Genomic DNA, 23,305 nt, shown 5'->3' with positions numbered 1-23,305 from the left:
GTTACCTTTCTTAGAGACTGGACATCTTTAAAGGTAACGCATTTGATCGGTATTGACAATGGCTCTTTGCTTCGAAACCACCTTAATGGGTGCACAACTTTTTGGAGACCTTTTGCTTAACTAATATTTTACCAAACACATCTACTTTTGATGCATGTCGCATTTATTCTTTATCAAGCTACATCCTGAATAAGAAATTTCAAAATTCATCAAAATTTATTATCAGGATAAATCAAAGGATTATATTTGAAAGGGGTTATTATGAACGAAAATCAAGAACCGATGTTGGATCAGGAAACAGGTCATGTCACCGATGCAGCATCAGAAATTACTATGCATCCTGCTGGACTTATTCAGGCTAAAGCTCACCGCAAATCCCGAATATCTACAAAACTGCTACTATTTACTGTTTCTTTGATTGCATTGGCAGTCTTATCTCTGGGTATTATTGCTGTCAATTTGGGCGCATCAGCGTTAACCAACCAGGCCAATGCTGATGCGCAAAAATACACCACTGAAGGAGCTTCACATGTTGGCGCAATTATCACCGGAAACCTGTCCACCCTAAGTGAAGTAGCCTCCCGAGCCCGGGTTACCACAATGGACTGGCAAACCCAGGTTGATGCCATTGCCGGTGATGTGGAACGGCTCGGTTACCAGGATATTGCCGTGATGAATCTTGATGGTCATGCCAAGTATATTAAAGGTGGCGGCGAGTTTGAATCCTGGGGCGAATTTTGGTATGAAGACGGATTCAAAGGGGACCTGGCCATTTCTGATGTGGCTATCAGCAAGGTAACTAAAGAACCCGTTGTGTTTGAAGTAGCTCCAATTAAAACCAATGGTCAGGTCGTTGGCTTGCTGGTTGGTCGTCGAGACCCTACCTTCTTAAAAGACACCACCAACGCCATGGGCGATGGGGAGCGACAATACGGCTTTGTTGTCAATGAAAACGGTGCGATGATGGCGCACCCTGATGATCAGATGATACTGGACCAGGTAAACGTATACGATGATATTGAAAAAGATGGTGTCTGGAAAAGTTTTGGTTTGGCCCTTAAAGAGGTGGGAACCCAAACAACCGGGATGCTGAATTATACGGTTAACGGTGAAACCAAGATTGGTTCAACCGCACCCATTCCCGGAACAAACTGGACTCTGATTGTTGCTCAATATGAAGCTGACGTTCTGGCACCAATCACCAATCTGAGAAATCTGATTTTTCTAATCTCATTGGTTATTCTCTTAATTGGCGGCGTCGCTGCCTATATTATGGCACAAAAACTTGCCAAACCCATTATCAAGCTTAAAGAAGTAGCGGATCAAGTTGCCGTGGGAAAAGTTGATGTGGACATTGAAGTGACCACCTATGACGAAATCGGTGATTTAATGCTGTCTTTTGAAACTATGATTCAGAACAACCAGGGCATGGCTGATGCTGCTCACCGCATGGCTCAGGGAGATTTTGAAGTTGAAATCACACCCCGATCCGAAGATGATATAATCTCCTATTCAATGATTGCAGTACTAAAGGAAATGAACAGGGTTCATGATGCCATTGTAAAAATTGGCAATGCCGCTTTAGAAGGTCAACTTAACTACCGTGGAAACACCAATGAATACACTGGTGCCTACAAAGATCTGATTATTGCTTTAAATACTGTCATCAATACCTTCGTTAAACCCCTCAAGGTTGCCAACAAAGCGATTGAGCGGATTGGCAACGGTGTAATTCCACCCAAAATTACCACCGCATACAAAGGTGATTTCAATGATCTTAAAAACAATATTAACGCCTGCATCGACGGTCTAGGGGCTTTGACGGAGACTGGCGAAGTCCTCCACCGGCTCTATGTCAATGACTTCTCCGCCAAAATGGAAGGCAATTATTTAGGCGTCTTTGGTGATCTGGCTACCTCCGTCAACGAAATTCATTGGAAGCTTAACTATATTCATGCAATCGTTAATAATGTTTCTCATGGCAATATGAGTGATTATGACGAGTTGGTGAACATCGGAAAACGAAGTGAAGAGGATGAGTTTATTCCAAGTCTGATTCAAATGATTGAAAATATCCATTCCCTGGTCAGTGAAGCCGATGAAATGGCTCAACTGGCAGTTGAAGGCGATCTCGATCATCGGGGTGACCCTTCCAAATTCATGGGCGAATATGCCAAGGTTATTTCCGGTTTCAACCAGACTTTAGATGCTGTGATCGAACCGATTCAGGCAGCTTCTGCAACACTTGATGAACTGGCCAAAGGTAATCTGAACATCACCATGGATGGTGATTTTAAAGGACAGCATGGCAAGATTAAAGAAGATATGAACCGTACCATTGACTTCCTCAAAAACTATGTAACTGAAATCACCGCCATTCTGCAACGTATTGGCGAAGGCGATCTCACTCTGGAAATCAAAACCTATTATCATGGCGACTTTGTTGCCATCAAGCTAGCCATTAATGACATAACCACCCATTTAAGCGAAGTTATGAAAGAAATTGATGATGCTGCCGGACAGGTAGAAGCTGGCGCCATCCAAATATCTGACGGCGGCCAGGCGTTATCCCAGGGGACAACTGAACAGGCTAGTGCCATTCAGGAACTCACCGCTTCCATTGAAGAGGTTGCCGCTGAAACCAAACGAAACGCCAAGAATGCCAACGAAGCCAACGAACGGGCCATTGAGGTTCGTACCAATGCTGAAGTGGGCAATTCGCAAATGTCAAAAATGGTAACTGCCATGGTGGAAATTAACGAGTCTTCCAATAATATTTCCAAGATAATCAAGGTGATTGACGACATCGCTTTCCAGACCAATATCCTGGCTCTTAATGCTGCTGTTGAGGCGGCGCGGGCCGGACAGCATGGTAAAGGCTTCGCCGTCGTTGCGGAAGAAGTTCGCACTCTGGCAGCCCGCAGTGCTGAAGCCGCTAAGGAAACAACTGGTCTCATCGAGGGCTCCATCGATAAGGTGGAGGTTGGTACCAAGATTGCCGATGAAACTGCTGCAAGCCTGGTGGAAATTCTCAATGAAATTGAAAAAGTAACTGGTCTGGTTGGCAACATTGCCCGGGCGTCCAATGATCAGGCTTCCGAAATCGCTCAAATTACTAAGGGAATCGAACAGGTCTCAAATGTTGTTCAAACCAACTCTGCCACCGCCGAAGAAAGTGCCGCATCCAGCGAAGAGCTTTCCGGTCAGGCTGAAGTTCTTAAACACATGATGAGCACCTTTAAACTCAAAGATCAAAACAGCAGCAGTCATTTGGCCAAAACAACGCGAATTGAAAAAGCAGTTTCCGCTGCACCCATTGCTCCGGTTTCCTCGCCCGAACCACGGATCACACTGGATGATACAGAGAATGATAAATATTAAATGCTGTAAATAAACTGCCATATAATGAAATGCAAATTTTAGAATCAACCTTCCTGAAGACAATAAACCCTAATTGTCTTCAGGATTTTTTTATATTTCGAGAGAAGTCATAGATTTTGTTGCTTGTCAAATGTTATTCAAAAATTATTAATCAGCATTCCTTTTTCATCATGATATTTATAGAAAATATCTTTGTTAATTCGAATTGTTCATCAATTTATTGACATTTGATAATAATGTATATGAATCTTGTGTACATTTTGAATAATTTGCATGAAAAACCTTTGTTTCTTTTATTTATTTATTTCATTTTACAATTTTTTCCCTTATAATAATTATGGTTTATAATAAATTATATTTATCAATTAATACGATTAAGTATTCAATCTGTAAGGTGGTGTTTAAAAAAATTTCTCTCCTAAGAAAAGTCCCAACCCAGGTCTGTTCAAGTAATTTGTGTGAAGAATCTTTTTCAAAACATTTGATTATTTTTTTATCATCATACCTGTAAGTAAGGACTCCGTCCGCTAATTGTGTACCCCAGATTTAAACCGGAGGAAAATAACTTGAATTGGTTAAAAAATTTCAGAATTAAAACAAAGCTACTGACATCATTTATCCTTATTGCTCTTTTAGTTGGTATAGTGGGTTTCATCGGAATCTTTAACACCTGGTCACTTCAGAAGTCAGATCAGGAGCTTTATGAAAACATGACTGTTCCTATTTCTCAAATCGGTCAGATGTCGACCACCTTTCAGATAATGCGTGTTAACCTGCGGGATCTGATTCTTGCAAACGAATCAGACCTCATTCAGTCGATTAAGAAGAATATTGCTGAAGATCAGCAGAAAATCGACGACCTGGCCCGGAAGTACGAAAAAACGATTGAGTCTGACGAAATGCAACAGACTTTTGAAACCTTTGAGTCAGCTCGAACTGAATACAATAAGCATCTTGAAGCGGTCATGAACCTGGCTACTCAAAATCAGGACACTGAAGCCTTTAACCTGATGAACCCTGATGGGGCTGCCGGTAAGGCCACTGCCGCCATGCAAGCAGCCATTGATAATCTGTCCGCATTAAAACTTGCTGATGGCTTGGCCAAATCTGATAAGAATATCACCCAGGCTGCCAGGGCAACGACAACGATGGCAATTATCATCGTGTTTAGCATGATTTTAGCCGCCGCCCTTGGATTACTACTGACTTCTCTTATCTGCCGACCGCTTCGCGAGGCCAGCCAAATGATTCAGGAGATGAGCAAGGGACATTTGAGCAAGCGACTCAATATGGATACTAAGGACGAAGTGGGAGAAATAGCAAACGCCATGGATCATATGGCCGATGCAATCCAGTCCCTGGTCATCGGCACAATAAACCGCATCTCTGCCGGGGATGTTTCCATGAACGTGCAAATCACTGATCCCCAGGATGAAATCGCACCAGCTTTGAAGAAAATCATTGAAACCATCCGCTCCCTGATCACCGAGGCTAGCACCCTTTCTCAGGCAGCTGTGCAAGGCCGTCTGGATACCCGGGGACATGCTGATCAGTTTAGCGGCGGTTTTCGTGAGATTGTCGCCGGCGTCAACAACACCCTGGATGCGGTTGTCGGGCCACTTAATGTGGCAGCCGAATATATTGAACGAATCGGAAAAGGTCAGATTCCACCCAAAATTACGGATGAGTATTATGGCGACTTTCGGGAAATCAAAAATAACCTCAATGCCTGTCTGGATGGATTGACCGCTTTATCCGATGCCGATCATGTGCTTAAGCTCATGAATAAAAATGATTTAACTCAAACGATCGAAGGTAATTATGAAGGTATTTTTGGTGAAATTGCCTTATCCATCAAAGGAGTCCACGCCCAGCTTGGTCGGATTGTCGATGTTTCCACCAATATCCGCAATGGTGATTTAAGCGACCTGGACTTCCTCCGCAGTATTGGGAAGCGCAGCGAGAATGATCAGCTGGTCCCGGCCCTGCTGGGCATGACTGAAACCATTATGATGCTGGTGGAAGAAACCAGAGCCATGGCCCGGATTGCCATAGACGGTGATTTAAACAACCGTGGTGATACCACAAAATTCCAGGGCGAATACGCAACCGTCATAGAAGGGTTCAATCAGACCCTGGATGCTGTCATCGATCCGATTCAAGCCGCTTCAGCCACACTGAATGAACTGGCTGAAGGAAATCTCAACATTACCATGGAAGGCGATTTTAAAGGTCAACATGGAAAAATAAAGCATGATATGAACCAAACCATTGAATTCCTGAGAACTTATGTGGAAGAAATAACGCATACCCTTGAAGACATGGGTCGCGGTAATTTTGATCTGGAGATTACCAACGATTTTTGCGGTGACTTCCTGGCCATAAAAATAGCCTTAAATAATATTGCCGCCAGTCTAAGCACCACCTTGTCCGATATTAATGTCGCGGCCAGCCAGGTAGAAATTGGTGCTCAACAAATATCGGACGGCGGTCAGGCTTTGGCTCAGGGTACCACTGAACAGGCCAGCTCCATTCAAGAACTGACAGCTTCCATTGAAGAGGTCGCTTCGGAAACTAAACGCAACGCCAAAAATGCCAACGAAGCCAATCAACTGGCCATTAATGTCCGTTCCAATGCTGAGGTCGGTAATACGCAGATGGTAAAAATGGTTGCCGCTATAAGCGAAATCAATGATTCATCAAACAATATTTCTAAAATCATCAAGGTCATTGATGATATCGCTTTTCAGACCAATATCCTGGCTCTTAATGCAGCAGTTGAAGCCGCCCGGGCCGGACAACACGGCAAAGGCTTTGCCGTCGTCGCTGAAGAAGTCCGAACCCTGGCAGCCCGCAGTGCTGAAGCAGCCAAACAAACCACCGATCTGATTGAAGGTTCCATCGATAAGGTCGAGATCGGCACCCGGATTGCTGATGAAACCGCCGTGAGCCTGGCCGAGATTCTTAAACAGATTGAAAAAGTTACCGACCTGGTTGGCAGTATTGCCCGGGCTTCAAATGACCAGGCATCAGAAATTACCCAGATTAATCAGGGAATTGAAGCCGTTTCCCAAGTAGTTCAGACTAATTCTGCCACTGCTGAGCAAAGTGCCGCCGCCAGTGAAGAACTGTCCGGACAGGCTGAAATGCTAAAACAAATGGTGGATGCTTTTAAACTAAAAAGTGTCAAGACGTCGAGTTCATTCAAAACATCAGCGGCTGACAAAAAAGAAACCGTTATTGAGCAAGTGACTTACGATCAGCACGAAATCATTCTCGACGATCAGGAGTTAGACAAATACTAAAACTAAAACTATTAAAAAAAGCCTGTTTCAATCCATGGATTCAAACAGGCTTTCTATTTTATATTGACATCTCCCTAAACCAGTAATTTTGCAAAATCATCATATCGGGTTCTTGCCTTTTTCTGAGCTTTTATCCTGGCTTTATTGATGTCCTGATAAAAGGTGATCAATGTTTCAACAATCCTTGTATCAATTTTTCCATCAAGTGCCATATTTTTTAAAATCATGATTACCTCATCCTTCTGCATCCCCTTTCGGTAGGGTCTATTTTCTGTCACAGCGGTAAATATATCAGCTACTGCCATAATCCGGGCACCAAGTGAAAGTTCTTTTCCTGTCAGTTTAAATGGATATCCAGTTCCATCCAAGCGCTCGTGATGCATGGAAGCATATTCATTGATTTCTTCCAATCCTTGAACCTGATGCAATAGAACAAAAGTATGGTAGGTATGCTGTTTCATCAAAGCAAATTCTTCATGGGTAAGTGATGTTGGCTTTTCCAGAATCTCTGAAGGTACCGACAGTTTGCCAATATCGTGAATATAACCAGCAGCTTGTATCTTTTTACAGGTTAGTTCGTCGCAGCTTAAATGCTGGGCCAGTCGTTTGGCTACCGCCGATACCCCTTCGCTATGAACCGCCGTAAAATTACTCCGAAAGTCAATAACCCGGGCATAGAGCTTGGCAATCCCAATTAATTCGTCAATATCCAGACATTGATCTGTGAAATTAATTTTTTTATAATATCGGCGGCCATTGGAGATAGATTCCAGATCATACCAGAAATATTCCTTTTCTTTTAGCTGTTCAAAGGCTTTGACAAAGTCGGGCTTAAATTTTCGTCCAGAAGCATTTGCTATTTTTTCAAAAATTCGATTCTTCTGATTAATGATCTTATCGTCCCGGGAAATGAGGGTGGCAATTCGATCTGCCAGGTGGATAAGATGGCTTTCCGGCATAACCGTTTCACCACAAAACCTGAGCCCCTCCCCATCATTCCAATCCACATGGTGGAATTTTATAATTCTGGCAATTTCAGAAAACTCCCGATAATCTTTTAATAGCAGCCACCCAATCCGGGCATGCTGGTGGGGATTAATGGCTTCAAATTTCAGCACATTAATCCGTTCTTGCATACTTAATCCACCAATGTCGTGAAGAATTGCTGCGACAGAGACTTCATTCAGTTTCTTCTCATCAAAGTTCAACTCTTCCCCGAGGTTAAAGGTTATATAAGCAACAAGACGTTGGTGATGATTCAGTTCCGGGCTTACCATGTCAGAAGCTCTCGATAATTGAAGGGTTAACTCTAATAGAGAGACCATTTTTTCTTTTCCTTTCCATCAAAAATATTCGGTACTTATAATTATTTTGCTATGATACCACACTTTTGCTTGTATTGTAACACAATATCCGATCAAATTTATAATTAAGGTAAGCTTTTCAAATTTTATAAAAATCACATGAAAAAAGATCATCACAAATTTTACTTTTAGTGATGACCGGTTTTTCTATAAAGTATTCGCCACCTGGTTCACGAAAAGTGATACAATCCGGGGATCAAACTGGGTTCCGGCATAATTCTGAAGCTCCTGCAGGGCTTCACTTTTGGTTTTTGCCTTTTTATAGGTGCGTTCAGATAAAATGGTATCATAAGAAGCTCCAACAGCCATAATCCGTGATAATATCGGAATCTCTTCGCCAGCCAGGCCTTTTGGGTAACCTTTTCCATCCCACCTTTCATGATGGCTCAAAATTGCGGTTGCAATTCCAACCATTTCCGGGGCAGTATTGATTATATGATAGCCTGTTTCGGGATGGTTTTTTATTACTTTCCATTCTTCCGGGGTTAATTCTCCCTTTTTTTCAAGAATTTCTTTCTTAATTGTTACTTTTCCAATGTCATGAAGCAGACTTGTCCACCTGAGCTGTTCTAATTCTTTTTCTTCCATATTCATTTCTTCAGCGATGCGCATACAATAATAACAAACCCGCTCCGCGTGAATTTTTTCTACTTCGCTTTTTTCATAAAGGGTACACATAATCGATTGAATTGTATTTTGTCGAACTTCGGATTTCATTGTTAGTTTATTCTTATACATCATGCTTTCTGCTTTTTTAAACAGTTCAGTGAATGGCTCAGTCTTCGAATGCTTAGTTGCCCATCCAAACGAGATGGACAGAATCCCCTGGTCAACCACACACGACTCCACTGCATCTATCATTTGGCTCATCCGTCTTTTAACGATTTCTTCGTCGGTATTTGGAAGTAAAATAACGAATTCATCGCCACCCCATCGCACCACCACATCGGTGGAACGACAACAATGAGTCAAAACCTTACTGGCTGCTATTAATAATGAATCTCCGGCCAGATGTCCAAATGCATCATTGGTCATCTTCAAACCATTTACATCCCCCATAATAATGGAAAGTGGATACTGAGGCCCGTCATCAAACCTTTCCCGGGCCTCCTCATAATAACGGCGATTATGCAAGCCTGTTAACTGATCATGAAAGCTCAAGTATTCTATTTTTGCGTTTTGAGCCTTACGCTCGGATACATCTCTGAAAATCAATACTACCCCCGTTGTGTTCCCCTCACCGTCTTTTACCGGGGTGGCACTATCTTCGATACAAACCTGAGTACCGCTACGACTGGTAATAACGGCATGGTTTGTTAATTCATAGGGATGATCGGTTCTGATCACTTCCTCGACGGGATTCAGGACATAGTATTCGGGATTTTCATGGGCCAGATTAAACACCTCGTTAAAATCTTTGCCGCGCGCGTCTGTACTGGTCCACCCGGTTAAGTCCTCAGCGACCTTATTGAGCATGGTTACCTTTTTTTCAAGATCAACCACGATAATGCCATCTCCCACACTTTTTAGAATACGATCAAGATTTTCATGGGTACACTCCAGGCGAGTGGTCAAAAGATACACCACAATCGCGACAAATAAAAAAATACACCCCCGCAATATGGGAGCTGGCAATAAATATCCATTACTTAAATAATCGAGGATGATATGAAAAACTCCCAATAACATCGCCAAATGAATGACATAACGTTTAAACCAGAGGCCAACCATGATAATTGCAACATAAAACAGATGAGTATACACCACATCAATACCCCTGTAGAAATTAAAATAAATCGCTACAAAGATAATCATAACTAAACAAAGACTGACTAGAACCAACCGTATCTGACTATTGATGGTAATTTGAATCTTCTCCAAAACTGTTCCCCCATACTTTCACATATGGGCAAATTATAACACGGCCTAGATTTATTTCAACTATTTTTTATTGTAATTTGTCATTATTTTACTGTATATTTATGCAGATTCGAAATTACTATTATTTTAATATCGTTCACAAGCAAATTTGTTATATCTCGGCAAAAGTATCGATCAACAAACATTCCTTAACATGATGTGCATTAACTCATTAAGATTGTGTCCCTTATCAAGAACTTATTTGTCGACCAGATATTTTCGCGTTATAATAGAGATAGATAAAATAAATATTAAAGACAATCGAAGGAGTATTAATTATGTGGATCGACTTAAGAAGTGATACTGTCACCCAACCAACCCAAACCATGCGTGCTGCTATGGCCAATGCAACCGTGGGCGATGATGTTTATGGGGATGACCCCACTGTCAACCAGCTGGAAAAACTGGCTGCTGAACTACTGGGCAAGGAAGCGGCGCTGTTTGTACCATCAGGTACTTTTGGAAATCAACTTGCGATAATGACCCATACTCAAAGAGGAAACGAGGTGCTAGTCGGTGAAGCCTGCCATATTCTAATGCATGAGGTGGGCGCTGCCGCAGTGCTCTCTGGAGTTCAGATTAGAACTTTCCCGGTTTCGAATGATGGCGTCAATGTGGAAAAACTGGAGCTGATGCTCCGGGGTGATGATATCCACTTCCCGGATACCGGCCTGATCTGCCTGGAAAATGCCCAGTCTTCTGGAAAAACCGTTCCGCTTGCCAACATGGCAGCAGTGCATACTCTGGCGCAATCCCGCAACATCCCGGTCCATATCGACGGTGCCAGAATTTTCAATGCTGCCCTGGCACTGGGCGTCGAGGCCAAAGAAATTGCCGCCCAGGGAGACTCGGTGAACCTCTGTCTTTCCAAAGGACTGTGTTCACCAGTGGGCTCGCTGCTGCTGGGAACCGAAGCTTTTATTAAAAAGGCCCGAAAGAACCGAAAGCTGATGGGCGGAGGACTCCGTCAGGCGGGAATATTAGCCGCCGCCGGGATCATCAGTCTGACTGAGATGGTGTCCCGTCTGGAAGAAGATCATCAGAACGCCCGTTACCTGGCCAATCGCCTCGAAGAAATCGAATCCTGTTCGGTCCTTCGGAATCGTTTAGATATTAATATGGTCTTTTTTACCCTGCCGGAATCAGTGATTACCGAATCCGCCCTGATTGCCGGTTTATTAGAAAAAAACATTAAAATCAGTGGCCAGGAAGATGGTGAATACCGATATGTTACCAATCACGGGGTCAGCTCTGACGACATCGATTGGGTCATTGAAAGCATGAAAACCCTTGTTTCTCGTTTTTCCTGATTTTTACCCTTCATTTTCATGAGCGGATGCATCAAAATCCTTTTATAGTTGGACTTGACGTGGTATACTAAACTCACTACAAATGGAGGATTCTTTATGACAACCACTTTCTACGGTAACCAAGGTGTTGTGAACAGCATCATTCTTGATATGGAAACCGATTTCGAAAAACAATTGAAATTTTTGAACACAATCAAATTTACCGATGACTTCAAGCCTGAATGGCTGCCGGATATTGTCAAAATTACTTTTATCATTGAACCATCCCTGGGGCAGTTCGGCAAACCTAATCTTGTCATCATCGCCGAAGAAAAAAGCCTCCAGCGGCATGTGATTTTTGTGGAATCAAAAATTTCGGCTTATGATGATGCATCGGAAAAACTGAATATAAAACTTTTTCCCAATAAATACAAAGATGTCGGCGATAAACTAAATATCCGTCTGGCTCTGATGTATCGTTTGGCTAAGGCTTATCATTATCAAAAAGACGGCGGATTTATTGAAGATGTGGATGAAGCGTACAAGCTCTATCACGACGTGTCCAAGGTACTGAAAAAACCCGTCATGATCAAACTCTGTATTGATAAATTCGGATACAATCCGGATTTTTTATTTGTCGCCCTGACCAACGATCCTATTGATATCCAGCCTTTTAAGAATGCCAATTTTCTGCCTCCTATTGGTGTCAGTGGCTGGCGGGCGGAAAAACAATCCTTCGGTTTGATTTCTTTCGCTATGCTTGAAGATCAAAACCTGGTTTATTCTCAAAAAGGATATTATGCTGCTTCAAAAGAGAACGTTCTGCATCTGCCGGCGGAAACTGGTTCCAGTAATAACGATCCCACCATCCGGACCATCGTTCTGGATCAATGGCATCCCGATTTAAAACTGAATCTTGAGGAGTTTTTAGTATCGCTGGGGGATCGACTCACCACCAGCAAGGTAATTACCTTCAATGGTTCCTACAGTATTAAGGCCGAAGACGGACGTACCCTGGTAAAACTTTTTGCCGATAAGGAAAGATTGTACATTACCTTGAGAAACGACAATATTCCAGTGGCTTTTATCGACAAGCCCCGGATAAAAATCGGTGTCGGTCTCAACGCCAAATCCTTTGTCTTGATCTATTCCGGTACCGACGACCTCACCGGGGATCATTACAATAAACTGGCCATGGATCTCATCGAAATCATTGTTGATTTTGTGGAGCAGTAACTAGCTAGATCTTAACGGGTCATCGCATCAATTTATAAATATTTTTAAACGCAATTGTTTGCATTTTCTTCCTGATCAGGTGGTACAAGCAATTGCTTTTTTCTATTGATTGACCAATTTTTAACAGTATAATCATTTTGACTTAAAAGAAACCTACATGTATAATTGATCTAATACTCAAAACCAGACTTAGAAAAAATTGCTTTTTATCCAGAAGCAAACTCTATAAAAAAGGATGAACAAATGAAATTAAATGATCAAACAAGAAAAAGAACTGACTCGATTCAGTTTAAACTGCTGATTATCCCCCTGTTTTGCGTTTTTTTAGGCATTGTTGCCATTGGTCTTGTTTCTTCCTATTTAATCCAGGAAAGTCTCTTTAACGAAATGAAAAACAACGGCTTCGAAACCTCCCAGCGTTATGTCGAACAGCTTGAAGAGTATGCAAATACACTGACAATTATTAAAGATAGTCAGACTGCACTCCCACCTGATCAGATGAAATCCATTACCGATAAATTTGATACCCAGGTACTTATTCAAAACCTTGCAGATCAGGATGACATCATCTATGTCACCCTGATCGACAATAATGCTGTAGCTATAGCAGACGGCGTTCTAAAAGACATCGGGATTGATTATTCCGATGATCCGGATATGTTGGCGGCTGCCCAGGATGGCACTGCGCTGGCCTCCCAATACTACTATGAGGACATGGATGTCACTGTATATGATATCATCTACCCTGTTAACATTAACGGTGAATTAGTCGGAGCCATCAATATTGGCTACTCCATGGAAAATGTGTTTACTGCTGTCCGCAATAACATTCTACTGATAGCCGGCATTGGTTTTTTCGTCTTTTTAATCCTGACGCTGATCCTTTATAAACTTTCACAGTCCATCACCAAACCCATCTCCGGAGTTAACCAGATGATCCAGGAAATGAACCAGGGCTATTTGGGGATCCGGCTGAATATGAAACCAACCAATGAAATTGGGGAAATGGCGGTTGCCCTCGACAACTTTGCCGATAACCTTCAATTAGTTCTGATTAAAACTCTGAACCAGATTGCCGCCGGCAATCTCTCAGCAGTAATTGAACCTCAGGGACCTCGAGATGAAATAACGCCAGCATTAAAACAGACCATCGACAACATTGATCATCTGATCGCTGAGGTTAATCACCTCTCTTCCGCTGCTGTGGTCGGACGACTGGATAACCGCGGAAATGCCGACGATTTCCAGGGCAGTTTTAAAGAAATCGTCGAGGGTGTCAATGATACCCTGGATGCCGTCATTACTCCCCTGCATGTGGCCGCCGACTATATTCAACGCATCGGCAATGGTGAAATTCCACCTAAAATCACCGACACCTACTACGGTGATTTTAATACTATAAAAAATAATATCAATGCCTGTATTGATGGCCTGGGAGCTCTGGAAGAAGGGAATCAGATTTTAGCCCGGATAAGCCTTAATGATTTTTCCCAGTCCATCGATGGAAATTATTGTGGTGTCTTTGCCGAAATATCCCAGTCTATCAACCGGGTTAACAACAAGCTCATTCATATTATGGATATTGTAAACAATATCGCCAATGGTGATATGCAGGATCTTGAAGATCTCAGCGCCACAGGCAAACGCAGTGACAATGATCAATTGATTCCCAGTCTAGTGATAATGATTCAGAATATTGTGATGCTCGTTGACGAGACTCAAACAATGACCCGAATTGCTGTGGAAGGTGACCTCAACCACCGGGGCGACGCATCTAAATTCCCCGGCGAATACGCTCGGGTCATCGAAGGCTTCAATGATACCCTGGATGTGGTTATCGATCCCATCCGGGCTGCTTCAGCGACACTAAATCAATTAGCCCAAGGCAATTTGAATATCACCATGGATGGCGATTTCAAAGGACAGCATGGAAAAATCAAAGACGATATGAACCGTACCATCACCTTCCTTAAACAATATGTGGATGAGATCACTACCACCCTGGAGCGGATTGGTCAGGGGGATTTGAGTCAGGAAATTACCAATCATTATCTTGGCGATTTCATTGCCATTAAATATGCTATTAATGATATTACCACCCGCCTCAGTACTGTCATGGGCGAAATTAACGAAGCTGCTGGTCAGGTGGAGTCTGGTTCCCGACAAATTTCCGATGGGGGCCAGCAATTATCTCATGGAACAACTGAACAGGCCAGTTCTATTCAGGAGCTCAGTGCTTCCATTGAAGAAGTGGCGGCTGAAACGAAACGAAATGCCATCAATGCCAACGAAGCCAATGACCGGGCCATCGAGGTTAGAGATAATGCCCAGTCCGGCAATGAGCAGATGAAAAAAATGGTCGCCTCCATGTCTGATATTAACGAGTCGTCTCATAATATTTCAAAAGTAATTAAGGTCATTGATGACATTGCCTTCCAAACTAATATACTGGCTTTGAATGCTGCAGTTGAAGCTGCCCGGGCCGGTCAGCATGGCAAAGGCTTTGCCGTAGTCGCCGAAGAGGTCCGCACCCTGGCCGCAAGAAGTGCCGAAGCAGCGAAAGAAACCACAGCTCTCATCGAAGGTTCCATTACCAAAGTGGAAGCCGGAACAAAAGTCGCTGATGAAACGGCCGATGGTTTAAAAGAAATTATCAATCAAATCGAAAAGGTAGCGATTCTGGTCGAAAGCATTGCCCGGGCCTCCAACGATCAAGCTTCAGAAATCGCTCAAATTACCATGGGTCTGGACCAGGTTTCGCAGGTGGTTCAGACAAACTCAGCCACTGCTGAAGAAAGTGCCGCCGCCAGCCAGGAACTGTCTGGTCAGGCAGAAATGCTCAAAGAAATGGTGGGCGCCTTCAAAATAAAAAACACTACTTCTAAAGCCAACCCAATTTCACTCCCTGACCCATCAAATAAACGGGTTGATCCCCCGGTACCGGTGATTGTTCTGGATGACATGGATCTTGATAAATATTAATTTTCCCATCTTTTAATAATGCGTGTTATAATTAAAAAAATAGATTAATAAACGATTGGAATGATTGCCTATGGAAGACTTTTTTGCCACGAACAATCAACAACAAATTATCAACCGCATTTTTTCCCTGAATCTTGGTCTTTTATGTATTTTAGACATTGATGGATGGTTTAAAAAGGTGAATATTTCCTGGAAAAAAACCTTCGGTTACACCGCGGAGGAGCTGTCGGAGACAAATATCGTCGATTATGCTCACCCTGACGACCGCGATGCCACCGCCTTTGTTTTTTCGGAGTTACTACACACCAGCCACCGACTCACCTTTTCTAATCGTTTCCGTTCTAAAGACGGCAGCTATCGATACATCGACTGGGAATTTAATCGCCATGACAACTATGCCTATGTGGCCGGAACCGACATCACCCATACAAAGCTCTCATCCGCCGGACTTAAAGAAGTCCGAAAGCACCTTGACACAAACCAGTTCCATAGCGATCTGGAACATCTCTGTCCAACCCGACAGAAAATCCTGGTGGTTGACGACTCGCCGCTTAACACAAAAATTATGGAAACTGCTCTGATTGAGGATTATGAAGTTGTGATTTCCCACAATGGCATAGAAGCCCTAGCTATTTGCAATTCCAATGATCCCCCGGATCTTATCCTATTGGATATTATCATGCCTGAAATCGACGGCTATGAGATTTGCCGACGGCTGAATCGGGGTGCAAAAACGAAAGATATTCCGGTAATCTTTCTCACCTCCCTCACCGAAACCACGGATATTGAGTTTGGGTTAATGCTGGGCGCCATTGATTATATTACAAAACCCTTCAGCATCCCAATTATAAAGGCAAAGATCAAGAATCATCTGGCTTTGAAATATTATCAGGACACGCTGAAAATTAATACCGACGTGGATCAATTGACTCAGATCGCCAACCGAAGACATTTCGACGAAACCATGATCAGAGAAGTAAAAAAAGCTAAAAGATCGGGAACCATTTTATCGATACTGATGATTGATATTGATCATTTTAAATTTTACAATGATACCTATGGCCACCTGGAAGGCGATTCATGTCTTAAAAAAGTGGCTACGGCCCTGTCGAATAACCTCAAACGGCCCCAGGATCTGACGGCCCGTTGGGGCGGTGAAGAGTTCGCCTGTCTGCTCCCCAACACCAATACCAAAGGGGCCCAGAATGTCGCCGAAGCGCTGCGAGAAGCGATTCAAAATTTAAGTATTCCGCACGAGTCCTCTCCAGTCAGTGATGTTGTCACCGTTTCAATTGGGGTTGTCTCTTCAAATCCAATGGATGAAAACTCCTTTGACAATCTGTTAAAATGTGCTGACGAAGCCCTTTACCAGGCCAAAAAAACCGGCAGAAACCGAATCGCTACCTGGCATGAAGATACTGAAGCACTAGAACCCTTTATTAAAGCTAACCGCAGTTGATGTTTAATTGCGGTTAGCTTTTTTTAATACAGAAATACCGACATCAGTCCGCTGCGATGCATCTTAGCTATCGATGGACAAATGTCGGTATCTTTAGTTTAACAGGTTTGATCAATCCTGAGCTTTCAGGACGTTAATATAGTCAATCATATACTCTGGCAGATCCGGGGGTCGACGGCTTGAAACGATATGACCGTCGATAATCGAAGGCTTATCATGCCAGATGGCCCCAGCATTGATCATATCATCTTTGATGCCAGGGGTACTGGTGACGTTCTTACCTTTGAGGATTCCGGCTGAAATCAGCACCCAACCGGCGTGGCAGATTTCACCAATGACCCGTTTGCGTTTATCGAGGCTGCGGATCATTTCCAGCACCACCGGGAAACGACGGATCGCATCGGGCGCCCAGCCACCGGGAACCAGGATCCCGTCGTACTCGTCAGGATTGATGTCAGTATAGGCCAGGTCGGATACGCAGGGCACACCATATTTACCGATGTACTTTTTGCCGGCTTCCTCCCCTACAACATGAACGGTAACCCCTTCTTCCCGTAGTCGAAGCACGGGGTACCATAATTCAAGATCTTCAAAATCATTACTGATTAACGCGATAATCTTTTTGTTTTTCATCTTGTTTTCCTCCTGTTTTTTTATTTTATTTTTAGGCATTCCCTCTGGAACCGGGCTTAACCAGTGCGACTTGACCGGCTTTACAGACGGGACAGTCATCAGGATCCCAGGCGGTGATTTCCAGTTTAATGGCTGAGTAGATGGGCATGTTGATTTCAACCCCGGCAGCCCGGCGGTCGGCGATGCAGGCCACACCGAGAACGACAGCGCCCAGCTCTTCCAGCACTTTTTTTGTTTCAATGGTGGATTTTCCGGTGGTGACAACGTCTTCGGTGATGATGACCCGTTCACCGGGTTTGATTTCAAAACCCCGTCGCAGTTCCATCAACCCATCTTTTCGTTCAGTGAAAATGGATTCTTTGCCCAATTGTCGCCCGATTTCATAGGATACAATGACGCCGCCCATAGCTGGACCCACGACCTTATCAATTTCCAGCGCTTTTAACTGTACCACAACTGGTGCCAAGACTTTGGCGGCGGCATCCGGAAAACGCAGCACCTTGGCGCATTGAACATACTGGTCACTGTGCTTGCCTGATGACAGTAAAAAATGTCCTTCTAAAAAGGCATCTGTTTCTTTAAGTATTTCTAATATTTCTTGACTCATCTTATTCCTCATTTCTTTTGTTGTTCAATTGTAAAAAGGTTTGATTATTCTGATTCGTTTAAACTGAGGCTTCACGACTGCCGGGCAATTAATAATGACCACGGGGCAGACCCTCGCTCCTGCGAGTCAAGCCAAAGCGCATCGCATTTTACTATGATATTTTGTTGCGATCTTCTATTATTAGTTTACCCATTCTATTGTCCGTTAAACTATTCCCCGGATTTCACCGATATTGGCAAGGCCTTCGTCGATGCAATAGGCTTCCAGCCCTGCGATGATCTCAATCGGCGCCATCGGGTTGTTGAAGTTGATGGTGCCGATCTGAATACAAGTTGCCCCGGCCATAATAAATTCCAGGGCGTCTTTCCAGTCGCTGATGCCACCCATGGCCATCACCGGAATTTTCACCGCCTGACAGACCTGATGGGTCATCCGCAGAGCAATGGGTTTCACTGCCGGGCCGGAAAGACCGGCATAGAGGTTGTCGAAAACAACTGCTTTTTTCCTGTAGTCAATGGCCATTCCCTGCAGCGTATTGATCAGCGAAATTCCCTGAGCACCGGCTGCCTCACAGGCCTTGGCAATGTCGGCCGCCGCTTCGCCGTTAGGCGATAATTTGACCATAATCGGATGACGAGAAAGTTCCACTACTTTTTTAGTGATATCGCCAGCGGTTTCGGCCTTGATCCCATAGGCCATTCCCCCAGCTTTGACATTGGGACAGGAAATGTTCAGCTCAATCAGTTGGGCATCGATGGCGTTGAGTTTTTCAATGGAGGTGAGATAAGATTCTTCATCCTTGCCGCCGACGTTAACAATGGTTACGGTATCAATTTCTTTAAGATGGGGCCATTCATTTTCGATAAAGGCATCAATTCCGGGGTTTTCCAGACCGATGCTGTTCATCAGCCCGGCCGGGGTTTCCCAGAGCCGCAACCCGGTGTTTCCTGATTTGGGTTCTAAAGTCAGCCCCTTGGAGCAGAGGCCACCCAATTTAGCCAGATCATAGAAGGCTTCATACTCCCGACCAAAACCGAAGGTTCCCGAAGCCGGAATGACCGGATTTTTAAAGCGGATGTCATTAAATTTTGTTGCCAGATATTTAGACATTAAAGACCTCCTCACGGACAAACACCGGGCCGTCCTGGCAGACTTTTTTATTGCCGGAACGGGTTTCGCAGGTACAACCCAGACAGGCGCCGATCCCGCAGGCCATATGGGCTTCCAGCGAAACGTAGACGGTATGCTCAGCCGGCACGGCGCTAGCCACCGCTGCCATCATAATTTCCGGCCCGCAGGTCACCACGGTTTCACCGGGTAAAACGGCAAGTTTGTGGGTGATAATTCCCCCGACATCAAGGACAACCTCATCGGCCAGTGCCGCAAAGGCCTCAACCCCGTAGGCAAGATCCCGGAAGCCCAGATAGACCCGGCACTTCCCGGTGGGGTTTTGTTCCTGATAGTGTCGCACCAGATAATACAAGGGCGCTGTTCCGATGCCACCACCAACCACGCAAAGATCGCCGGTGATTTCCGGAAAACCATTGCCGTAGGGACCCTGGATGGTCACCTCATCATCGGTCTCCAGTCGCGCTAAGATTTCAGTTCCTTTTCCTACCACCTGGTATAAAAAGGTGAGCTGACCGGGTTCGTAATTATGAACGCTGATCGGTCGAGAAAGCAGTGGATCCTTGTCCCAGGCTCTCAGCATGAAGAATTGACCTGGCTTTACTGCTCCGGTAAATGCCACGGTCATTTTAAAAATTCCCGCTGCGACAAGGGTATTACTTAGGATTACAGCCATTTAAGAATATCCTCCTGCATTGCCAGGGTGGCGTTTCTAATATGCTCGGCAAAGCCCTCATCTTCGCAGCCAGCCTTTTGATGACCGGTGATCAGTCCCCGGGATGAGTTAACCACCGCACAACGGGATTTTTTTAGAATGTTGGCAATATCTTCGCCGGTTCCGCCCTGAGCGCCGTAGCCCGGCACTAAAAAGAAGGTGTGGGGACAACGTTCCCGAATCGCTTCGAATTCTTCCGGACGGGTCAGTCCGACCACCGAGCCGATGGCCGAAAAGCCGTTTTCGCCGCGGAAAGCTTTTCCCCAGGCTTCGATTTTATCTCCCATGATTTCGTAGATGGTATCAGCCCCCACCTCCAGATTCTGGAGATCCACCGCAGACGGGTTGGATGTTCGTTGCAAGATAAAGATGCCCTTGTTGTTTTCTTTAATATATTTATAATAAGGCGATACCGCATCTTCACCCATATAAGCGTTAACGGTCATGATATCGACTTCGAAATCACCCGTGAGATGGCCTTTGGCATACTGATCACCGGTGGACGAAATATCACCCCGTTTAACATCGCCAATCACAACAATGCCTTTGCTTCTGGCATATTTAACCGTTTCGCTATAGGCCTTCATGCCGTCCAGTCCCAGTGATTCGTAACAGGCAATCTGAACCTTATAGGAAGCCGCCAGATCCTCGGTGGCATCGATAATTTTTTTATTGAATTCGGTTATTTTCTCCCCATCGGACCAGTCCTTACTAAGCAGGTATTTTGGTAAAAATTTTAAGGTTGTATCCAGACCTACACAAATCGGTCCTTTTTTTACAGCTTCATGATAGAGCCGGTCCATTATCATCATATTTAATTTCTCCCTTCACCATAGTCATCATTACTTTTCCTTTTAGGGTTTCACCGCCAAAGGGATTGTTTTTACTTTTAGAGACAAATTCTTTGGGATTGATTTTGCCTTCCCAGTTCAGATCCACAAGCACCAGATCCGCCGGATATCGTTCTTTAATCAACCCGGCCTTAAGACCCAGGCGTTTGGCCGGAGCGTTGCTGAGCATGTCGCTGAGCTTTTCCAGGCCGATGCCATTCTGTTCAAAGACGGTATAATACATGGCAAAGGCCATTTCAAAATTATTGATTCCCGGAGCCCCTTTTTGTTTGTCAGCTTCGGAATGGGGGGCATGATCCGTGCCGCACATATCAATGACGCCGGCCTTGATGCCTTCAATTAAAGCGCGACGGTCAGGATAAGTCCTAAACGGCGGATTGACTTTATAGTCCATGGCCGAGGCAAAGATGTGATGGGGGGTCACTTCGCAGGTAATATCGAGGCCCTTTTCCTTAGCTTCCTCAATCAGCTCCAAGGTGTCTTTTTTGCTGATGTGGCAGACATGCAAATGTCCACCGATTTCTTCCAGCAGCTGTACGTCCCGTCGAACCAGTTCGGTTTCCGGCTGGCAATGGGTTAACAAGATAAAATCATGTTCAGTTGAAGCATTAAGTCCTGCCACCATAATGTCCGGATTCATAATTGAAACCCCGTCGTTGGAAAAGACATTGGTCAGTGGCCGCAAGGATTCAATATCAACCAGATTTGAATCATTAAACGCTTTTGTCAGTGCCGCCACCTGGATCAAATTACAAAGCTGAAGTGCATCGGCTTTGTCCAGATTAGCTTTGACAAGCGTCGCTTCATCCATGAACGGCTTAGTATTGGCCATCGCCACCAGTGTCGTAAAGCCGCCTTTCAGCGCCGCCTGCATCCCAGTTTCCATGGTTTCTTTGTATTCAAAGCCAGGGTCTCGCAAATGACAATGCATATCAATAAACCCCGGCAGCAGCAGATAACCCCGGCCATCGATTTCCTGATCATATCCTGACTTGACGTTCCCTTTTTCTTTATACACTTTTTTTATTTTACCGTCTTCAATCATTACCTTGCCAAACCGTCTTCCGTCGGCATCAACCATTTCAACGTTCTTGATTAAGGTTTTCATCTTTCCTCCTTCGCTATTCTTCGTCAATAAAAGTGGTGTAGGCGTCACAGAACTCACAGCGGTATTGTTTTTTTTCTTCGTTCACCAGATAGAATTTAATTTCTTTCACATCCTCGTACTGGGTAATGCAGCGGGGATTTTTACAGGTCATAATGCCATTGACAACCTTCGGCAAGGTCAAACTTATTTTTTTGTACAATTCGCCATTCTTGACAAAGTTGATCGTTACATTGGGATCAATCAGACCCAGAACGGTCATATCAATTTGCATGTCAGTTTCGATTTTAATTAAATCCTTTTGTTTCATTTTCTTGCTGGGAATATTTTTAAGCAGCACCACCACATCGTCGATGTCATTGAGATGGAGTTCCTTGTAAATCTCAAACCCATGACCAGCTTCAATATGGTCGATGATAATACCTTTTTTTAGTTTCGATACGTTGATCATTTTCCATCCTCCACTCCGAGAAGTTTGGCAATCAGAGCCATACGCACATACATACCATACTTGGCCTGGGCAAAATAGACAGCGCGGGGATCCTCGTCGACCTCGGTGGCAATTTCGTTGACCCGGGGCAATGGATGCATGACAATCATGTCCTGCTTGGCGCCCTTCATTTTCTTCTTGTCCAGAATATAATAATTTTTCAAACGCAGATATTCTTCCTCGCTGACAAACCGTTCCCGCTGAACCCGGGACATATAGAGAATGTCCAGCTCGCCGATGACCTCATCCAGGCTGGTGGTTTCCTGATAACTTTGGGGATCCAGCTGATTGAGAATATGAGCCGGCATTTTTAATTCGGTGGGCGAGATAAAAACAAACCGGATGCCCTTGTAACGGCTCAGGGTTTTAACCAGCGAATGGATAGTTCGGCCAAAAAGTAAATCACCGCAAACCCCAACCATATGATTGTCACAGCTGCCCTTGAATTTTCGAATCGTCAGCAGATCTGTCAAGGTCTGGGTGGGATGTTCATGACCGCCATCACCAGCATTGATAATCGGCATTTCGTTGGCAAATTTAGATACCAGCCGGGCCGTTCCTTCCCGGGGATGGCGAATCACCGCGATGTCCGAATAGCACTCAATGGTCCTGATGGTATCCCCCAGACTTTCGCCCTTGGACACCGACGAATTATTGGGATCATCAAAACCAATAATTTCGCCGCCTAAACGAAGCATTGCCGCTTCAAAACTGAACCGTGTCCGGGTGGAAGGCTCATAAAAAAGGCTGGCTAATAATTTTCCCTTGCAAACCAAAGAATAACCCTCGGGGTCTGCAATAATATTATCAGCCAGCTGCATAATCGATTCAATTTCGTTT

At 44.3% G+C, this 23,305-nt stretch carries 16 protein-coding genes; 6 read left to right on the top strand and 10 right to left on the bottom strand.

The genetic code is table 11. The features are described from left to right. Positions 1–261 precede the first annotated feature (261 nt). Positions 262–3,381: a methyl-accepting chemotaxis protein gene (locus tag ACEW8F_RS05370; protein ID WP_373482446.1), complete on the top strand. Its 3,120-nt coding sequence runs from the start codon at positions 262–264 to the stop codon at positions 3,379–3,381. Between the two features lie 566 nt (positions 3,382–3,947). Next, positions 3,948–6,686, top strand: coding sequence for a methyl-accepting chemotaxis protein (locus ACEW8F_RS05365; RefSeq protein WP_373482445.1), 2,739 nt, complete (start codon positions 3,948–3,950; stop codon positions 6,684–6,686). A 74-nt stretch (positions 6,687–6,760) separates the two neighbouring features. Here the strand turns inward: ACEW8F_RS05365 and ACEW8F_RS05360 are convergent, their stop codons facing one another. Beyond that, positions 6,761–8,011 (bottom strand): HD-GYP domain-containing protein, encoded by a 1,251-nt coding sequence (locus ACEW8F_RS05360; protein ID WP_373482444.1) that lies wholly within the window; start codon positions 8,009–8,011, stop codon positions 6,761–6,763. Positions 8,012–8,197: 186 nt separating this feature from the next. Further along, a complete protein-coding gene (locus ACEW8F_RS05355; protein WP_373482443.1) occupies positions 8,198–9,931 on the bottom strand; it encodes an HD domain-containing phosphohydrolase in 1,734 nt (577 codons plus the stop codon). Between the two features lie 317 nt (positions 9,932–10,248). On the opposite strand from ACEW8F_RS05355, the gene ltaE reads away from it, so the two are divergent. The 4 genes from ltaE to ACEW8F_RS05335 all read left to right on the top strand — a co-directional run bounded on the left by ltaE (position 10,249) and on the right by ACEW8F_RS05335 (position 16,936). Beyond that, a complete protein-coding gene (gene ltaE / locus ACEW8F_RS05350; RefSeq protein ID WP_373482442.1) occupies positions 10,249–11,280 on the top strand; it encodes a low-specificity L-threonine aldolase in 1,032 nt (343 codons plus the stop codon). 96 nt (positions 11,281–11,376) lie between these two features. Then, positions 11,377–12,495 carry a hypothetical protein gene (locus tag ACEW8F_RS05345; protein WP_373482441.1) on the top strand — a complete coding sequence of 373 codons (1,119 nt, stop codon included), beginning with the start codon at positions 11,377–11,379 and terminating at the stop codon, positions 12,493–12,495. Positions 12,496–12,738: 243 nt separating this feature from the next. Then, positions 12,739–15,477 carry a methyl-accepting chemotaxis protein gene (locus ACEW8F_RS05340; protein WP_373482440.1) on the top strand — a complete coding sequence of 913 codons (2,739 nt, stop codon included), beginning with the start codon at positions 12,739–12,741 and terminating at the stop codon, positions 15,475–15,477. Between the two features lie 70 nt (positions 15,478–15,547). Beyond that, complete coding sequence (locus tag ACEW8F_RS05335) at positions 15,548–16,936, top strand: GGDEF domain-containing protein (protein WP_373482439.1); 1,389 nt, start codon at positions 15,548–15,550, stop codon at positions 16,934–16,936. Between the two features lie 111 nt (positions 16,937–17,047). Here the strand turns inward: ACEW8F_RS05335 and ACEW8F_RS05330 are convergent, their stop codons facing one another. From ACEW8F_RS05330 to pyrB, 8 genes are all read right to left on the bottom strand, one after another. Beyond that, positions 17,048–17,569 carry a type 1 glutamine amidotransferase domain-containing protein gene (locus ACEW8F_RS05330; protein ID WP_373482438.1) on the bottom strand — a complete coding sequence of 174 codons (522 nt, stop codon included), beginning with the start codon at positions 17,567–17,569 and terminating at the stop codon, positions 17,048–17,050. 31 nt (positions 17,570–17,600) lie between these two features. Further along, a complete protein-coding gene (gene pyrE, locus ACEW8F_RS05325; RefSeq protein ID WP_373482437.1) occupies positions 17,601–18,176 on the bottom strand; it encodes an orotate phosphoribosyltransferase in 576 nt (191 codons plus the stop codon). Between the two features lie 204 nt (positions 18,177–18,380). Then, positions 18,381–19,286, bottom strand: coding sequence for a dihydroorotate dehydrogenase (locus tag ACEW8F_RS05320; protein WP_373482436.1), 906 nt, complete (start codon positions 19,284–19,286; stop codon positions 18,381–18,383). After that, a complete protein-coding gene (locus tag ACEW8F_RS05315; RefSeq protein WP_373482435.1) occupies positions 19,279–19,980 on the bottom strand; it encodes a dihydroorotate dehydrogenase electron transfer subunit in 702 nt (233 codons plus the stop codon). The genes ACEW8F_RS05320 and ACEW8F_RS05315 overlap by 8 nt, the downstream gene beginning before the upstream one ends. Continuing rightward, positions 19,971–20,831: an orotidine-5'-phosphate decarboxylase gene (gene pyrF / locus ACEW8F_RS05310; RefSeq protein ID WP_373482434.1), complete on the bottom strand. Its 861-nt coding sequence runs from the start codon at positions 20,829–20,831 to the stop codon at positions 19,971–19,973. The genes ACEW8F_RS05315 and pyrF overlap by 10 nt, the downstream gene beginning before the upstream one ends. Continuing rightward, entirely contained in the window at positions 20,803–21,978 is a 1,176-nt protein-coding gene (locus tag ACEW8F_RS05305) for a dihydroorotase (protein WP_373482433.1), read from the bottom strand. The genes pyrF and ACEW8F_RS05305 overlap by 29 nt, the downstream gene beginning before the upstream one ends. A gap of 13 nt (positions 21,979–21,991) precedes the next feature. Beyond that, a complete protein-coding gene (locus ACEW8F_RS05300) occupies positions 21,992–22,426 on the bottom strand; it encodes an aspartate carbamoyltransferase regulatory subunit (RefSeq protein WP_373482432.1) in 435 nt (144 codons plus the stop codon). After that, positions 22,423–23,298 (bottom strand): aspartate carbamoyltransferase, encoded by an 876-nt coding sequence (pyrB, locus tag ACEW8F_RS05295; protein ID WP_373482447.1) that lies wholly within the window; start codon positions 23,296–23,298, stop codon positions 22,423–22,425. The genes ACEW8F_RS05300 and pyrB overlap by 4 nt, the downstream gene beginning before the upstream one ends. Positions 23,299–23,305 lie beyond the last annotated feature (7 nt).

Origin of the sequence: Acetobacterium sp., assembly GCF_041752335.1 — a bacterium.
Classification (GTDB): domain Bacteria; phylum Bacillota; class Clostridia; order Eubacteriales; family Eubacteriaceae; genus Acetobacterium.
The sequence above is the reverse complement of the archived record's forward strand: the minus strand, read 5'-3'. Positions and strand labels throughout refer to the sequence as shown.

Coding starts and splice junctions, on each gene's coding strand:
- ACEW8F_RS05335 (WP_373482439.1), top strand. CDS start 15,548: ATGGAAGACTTTTTTGCCACGAACAATCAACAACAAATTATCAACCGC.
- ACEW8F_RS05320 (WP_373482436.1), bottom strand. CDS start 19,286: ATGTCTAAATATCTGGCAACAAAATTTAATGACATCCGCTTTAAAAAT.
- pyrF (WP_373482434.1), bottom strand. CDS start 20,831: ATGATGATAATGGACCGGCTCTATCATGAAGCTGTAAAAAAAGGACCG.
- ltaE (WP_373482442.1), top strand. CDS start 10,249: ATGTGGATCGACTTAAGAAGTGATACTGTCACCCAACCAACCCAAACC.
- ACEW8F_RS05305 (WP_373482433.1), bottom strand. CDS start 21,978: ATGAAAACCTTAATCAAGAACGTTGAAATGGTTGATGCCGACGGAAGA.
- ACEW8F_RS05300 (WP_373482432.1), bottom strand. CDS start 22,426: ATGATCAACGTATCGAAACTAAAAAAAGGTATTATCATCGACCATATT.
- ACEW8F_RS05370 (WP_373482446.1), top strand. CDS start 262: ATGAACGAAAATCAAGAACCGATGTTGGATCAGGAAACAGGTCATGTC.
- ACEW8F_RS05340 (WP_373482440.1), top strand. CDS start 12,739: ATGAAATTAAATGATCAAACAAGAAAAAGAACTGACTCGATTCAGTTT.
- ACEW8F_RS05360 (WP_373482444.1), bottom strand. CDS start 8,011: ATGGTCTCTCTATTAGAGTTAACCCTTCAATTATCGAGAGCTTCTGAC.
- ACEW8F_RS05345 (WP_373482441.1), top strand. CDS start 11,377: ATGACAACCACTTTCTACGGTAACCAAGGTGTTGTGAACAGCATCATT.
- ACEW8F_RS05330 (WP_373482438.1), bottom strand. CDS start 17,569: ATGAAAAACAAAAAGATTATCGCGTTAATCAGTAATGATTTTGAAGAT.
- ACEW8F_RS05315 (WP_373482435.1), bottom strand. CDS start 19,980: ATGGCTGTAATCCTAAGTAATACCCTTGTCGCAGCGGGAATTTTTAAA.
- pyrE (WP_373482437.1), bottom strand. CDS start 18,176: ATGAGTCAAGAAATATTAGAAATACTTAAAGAAACAGATGCCTTTTTA.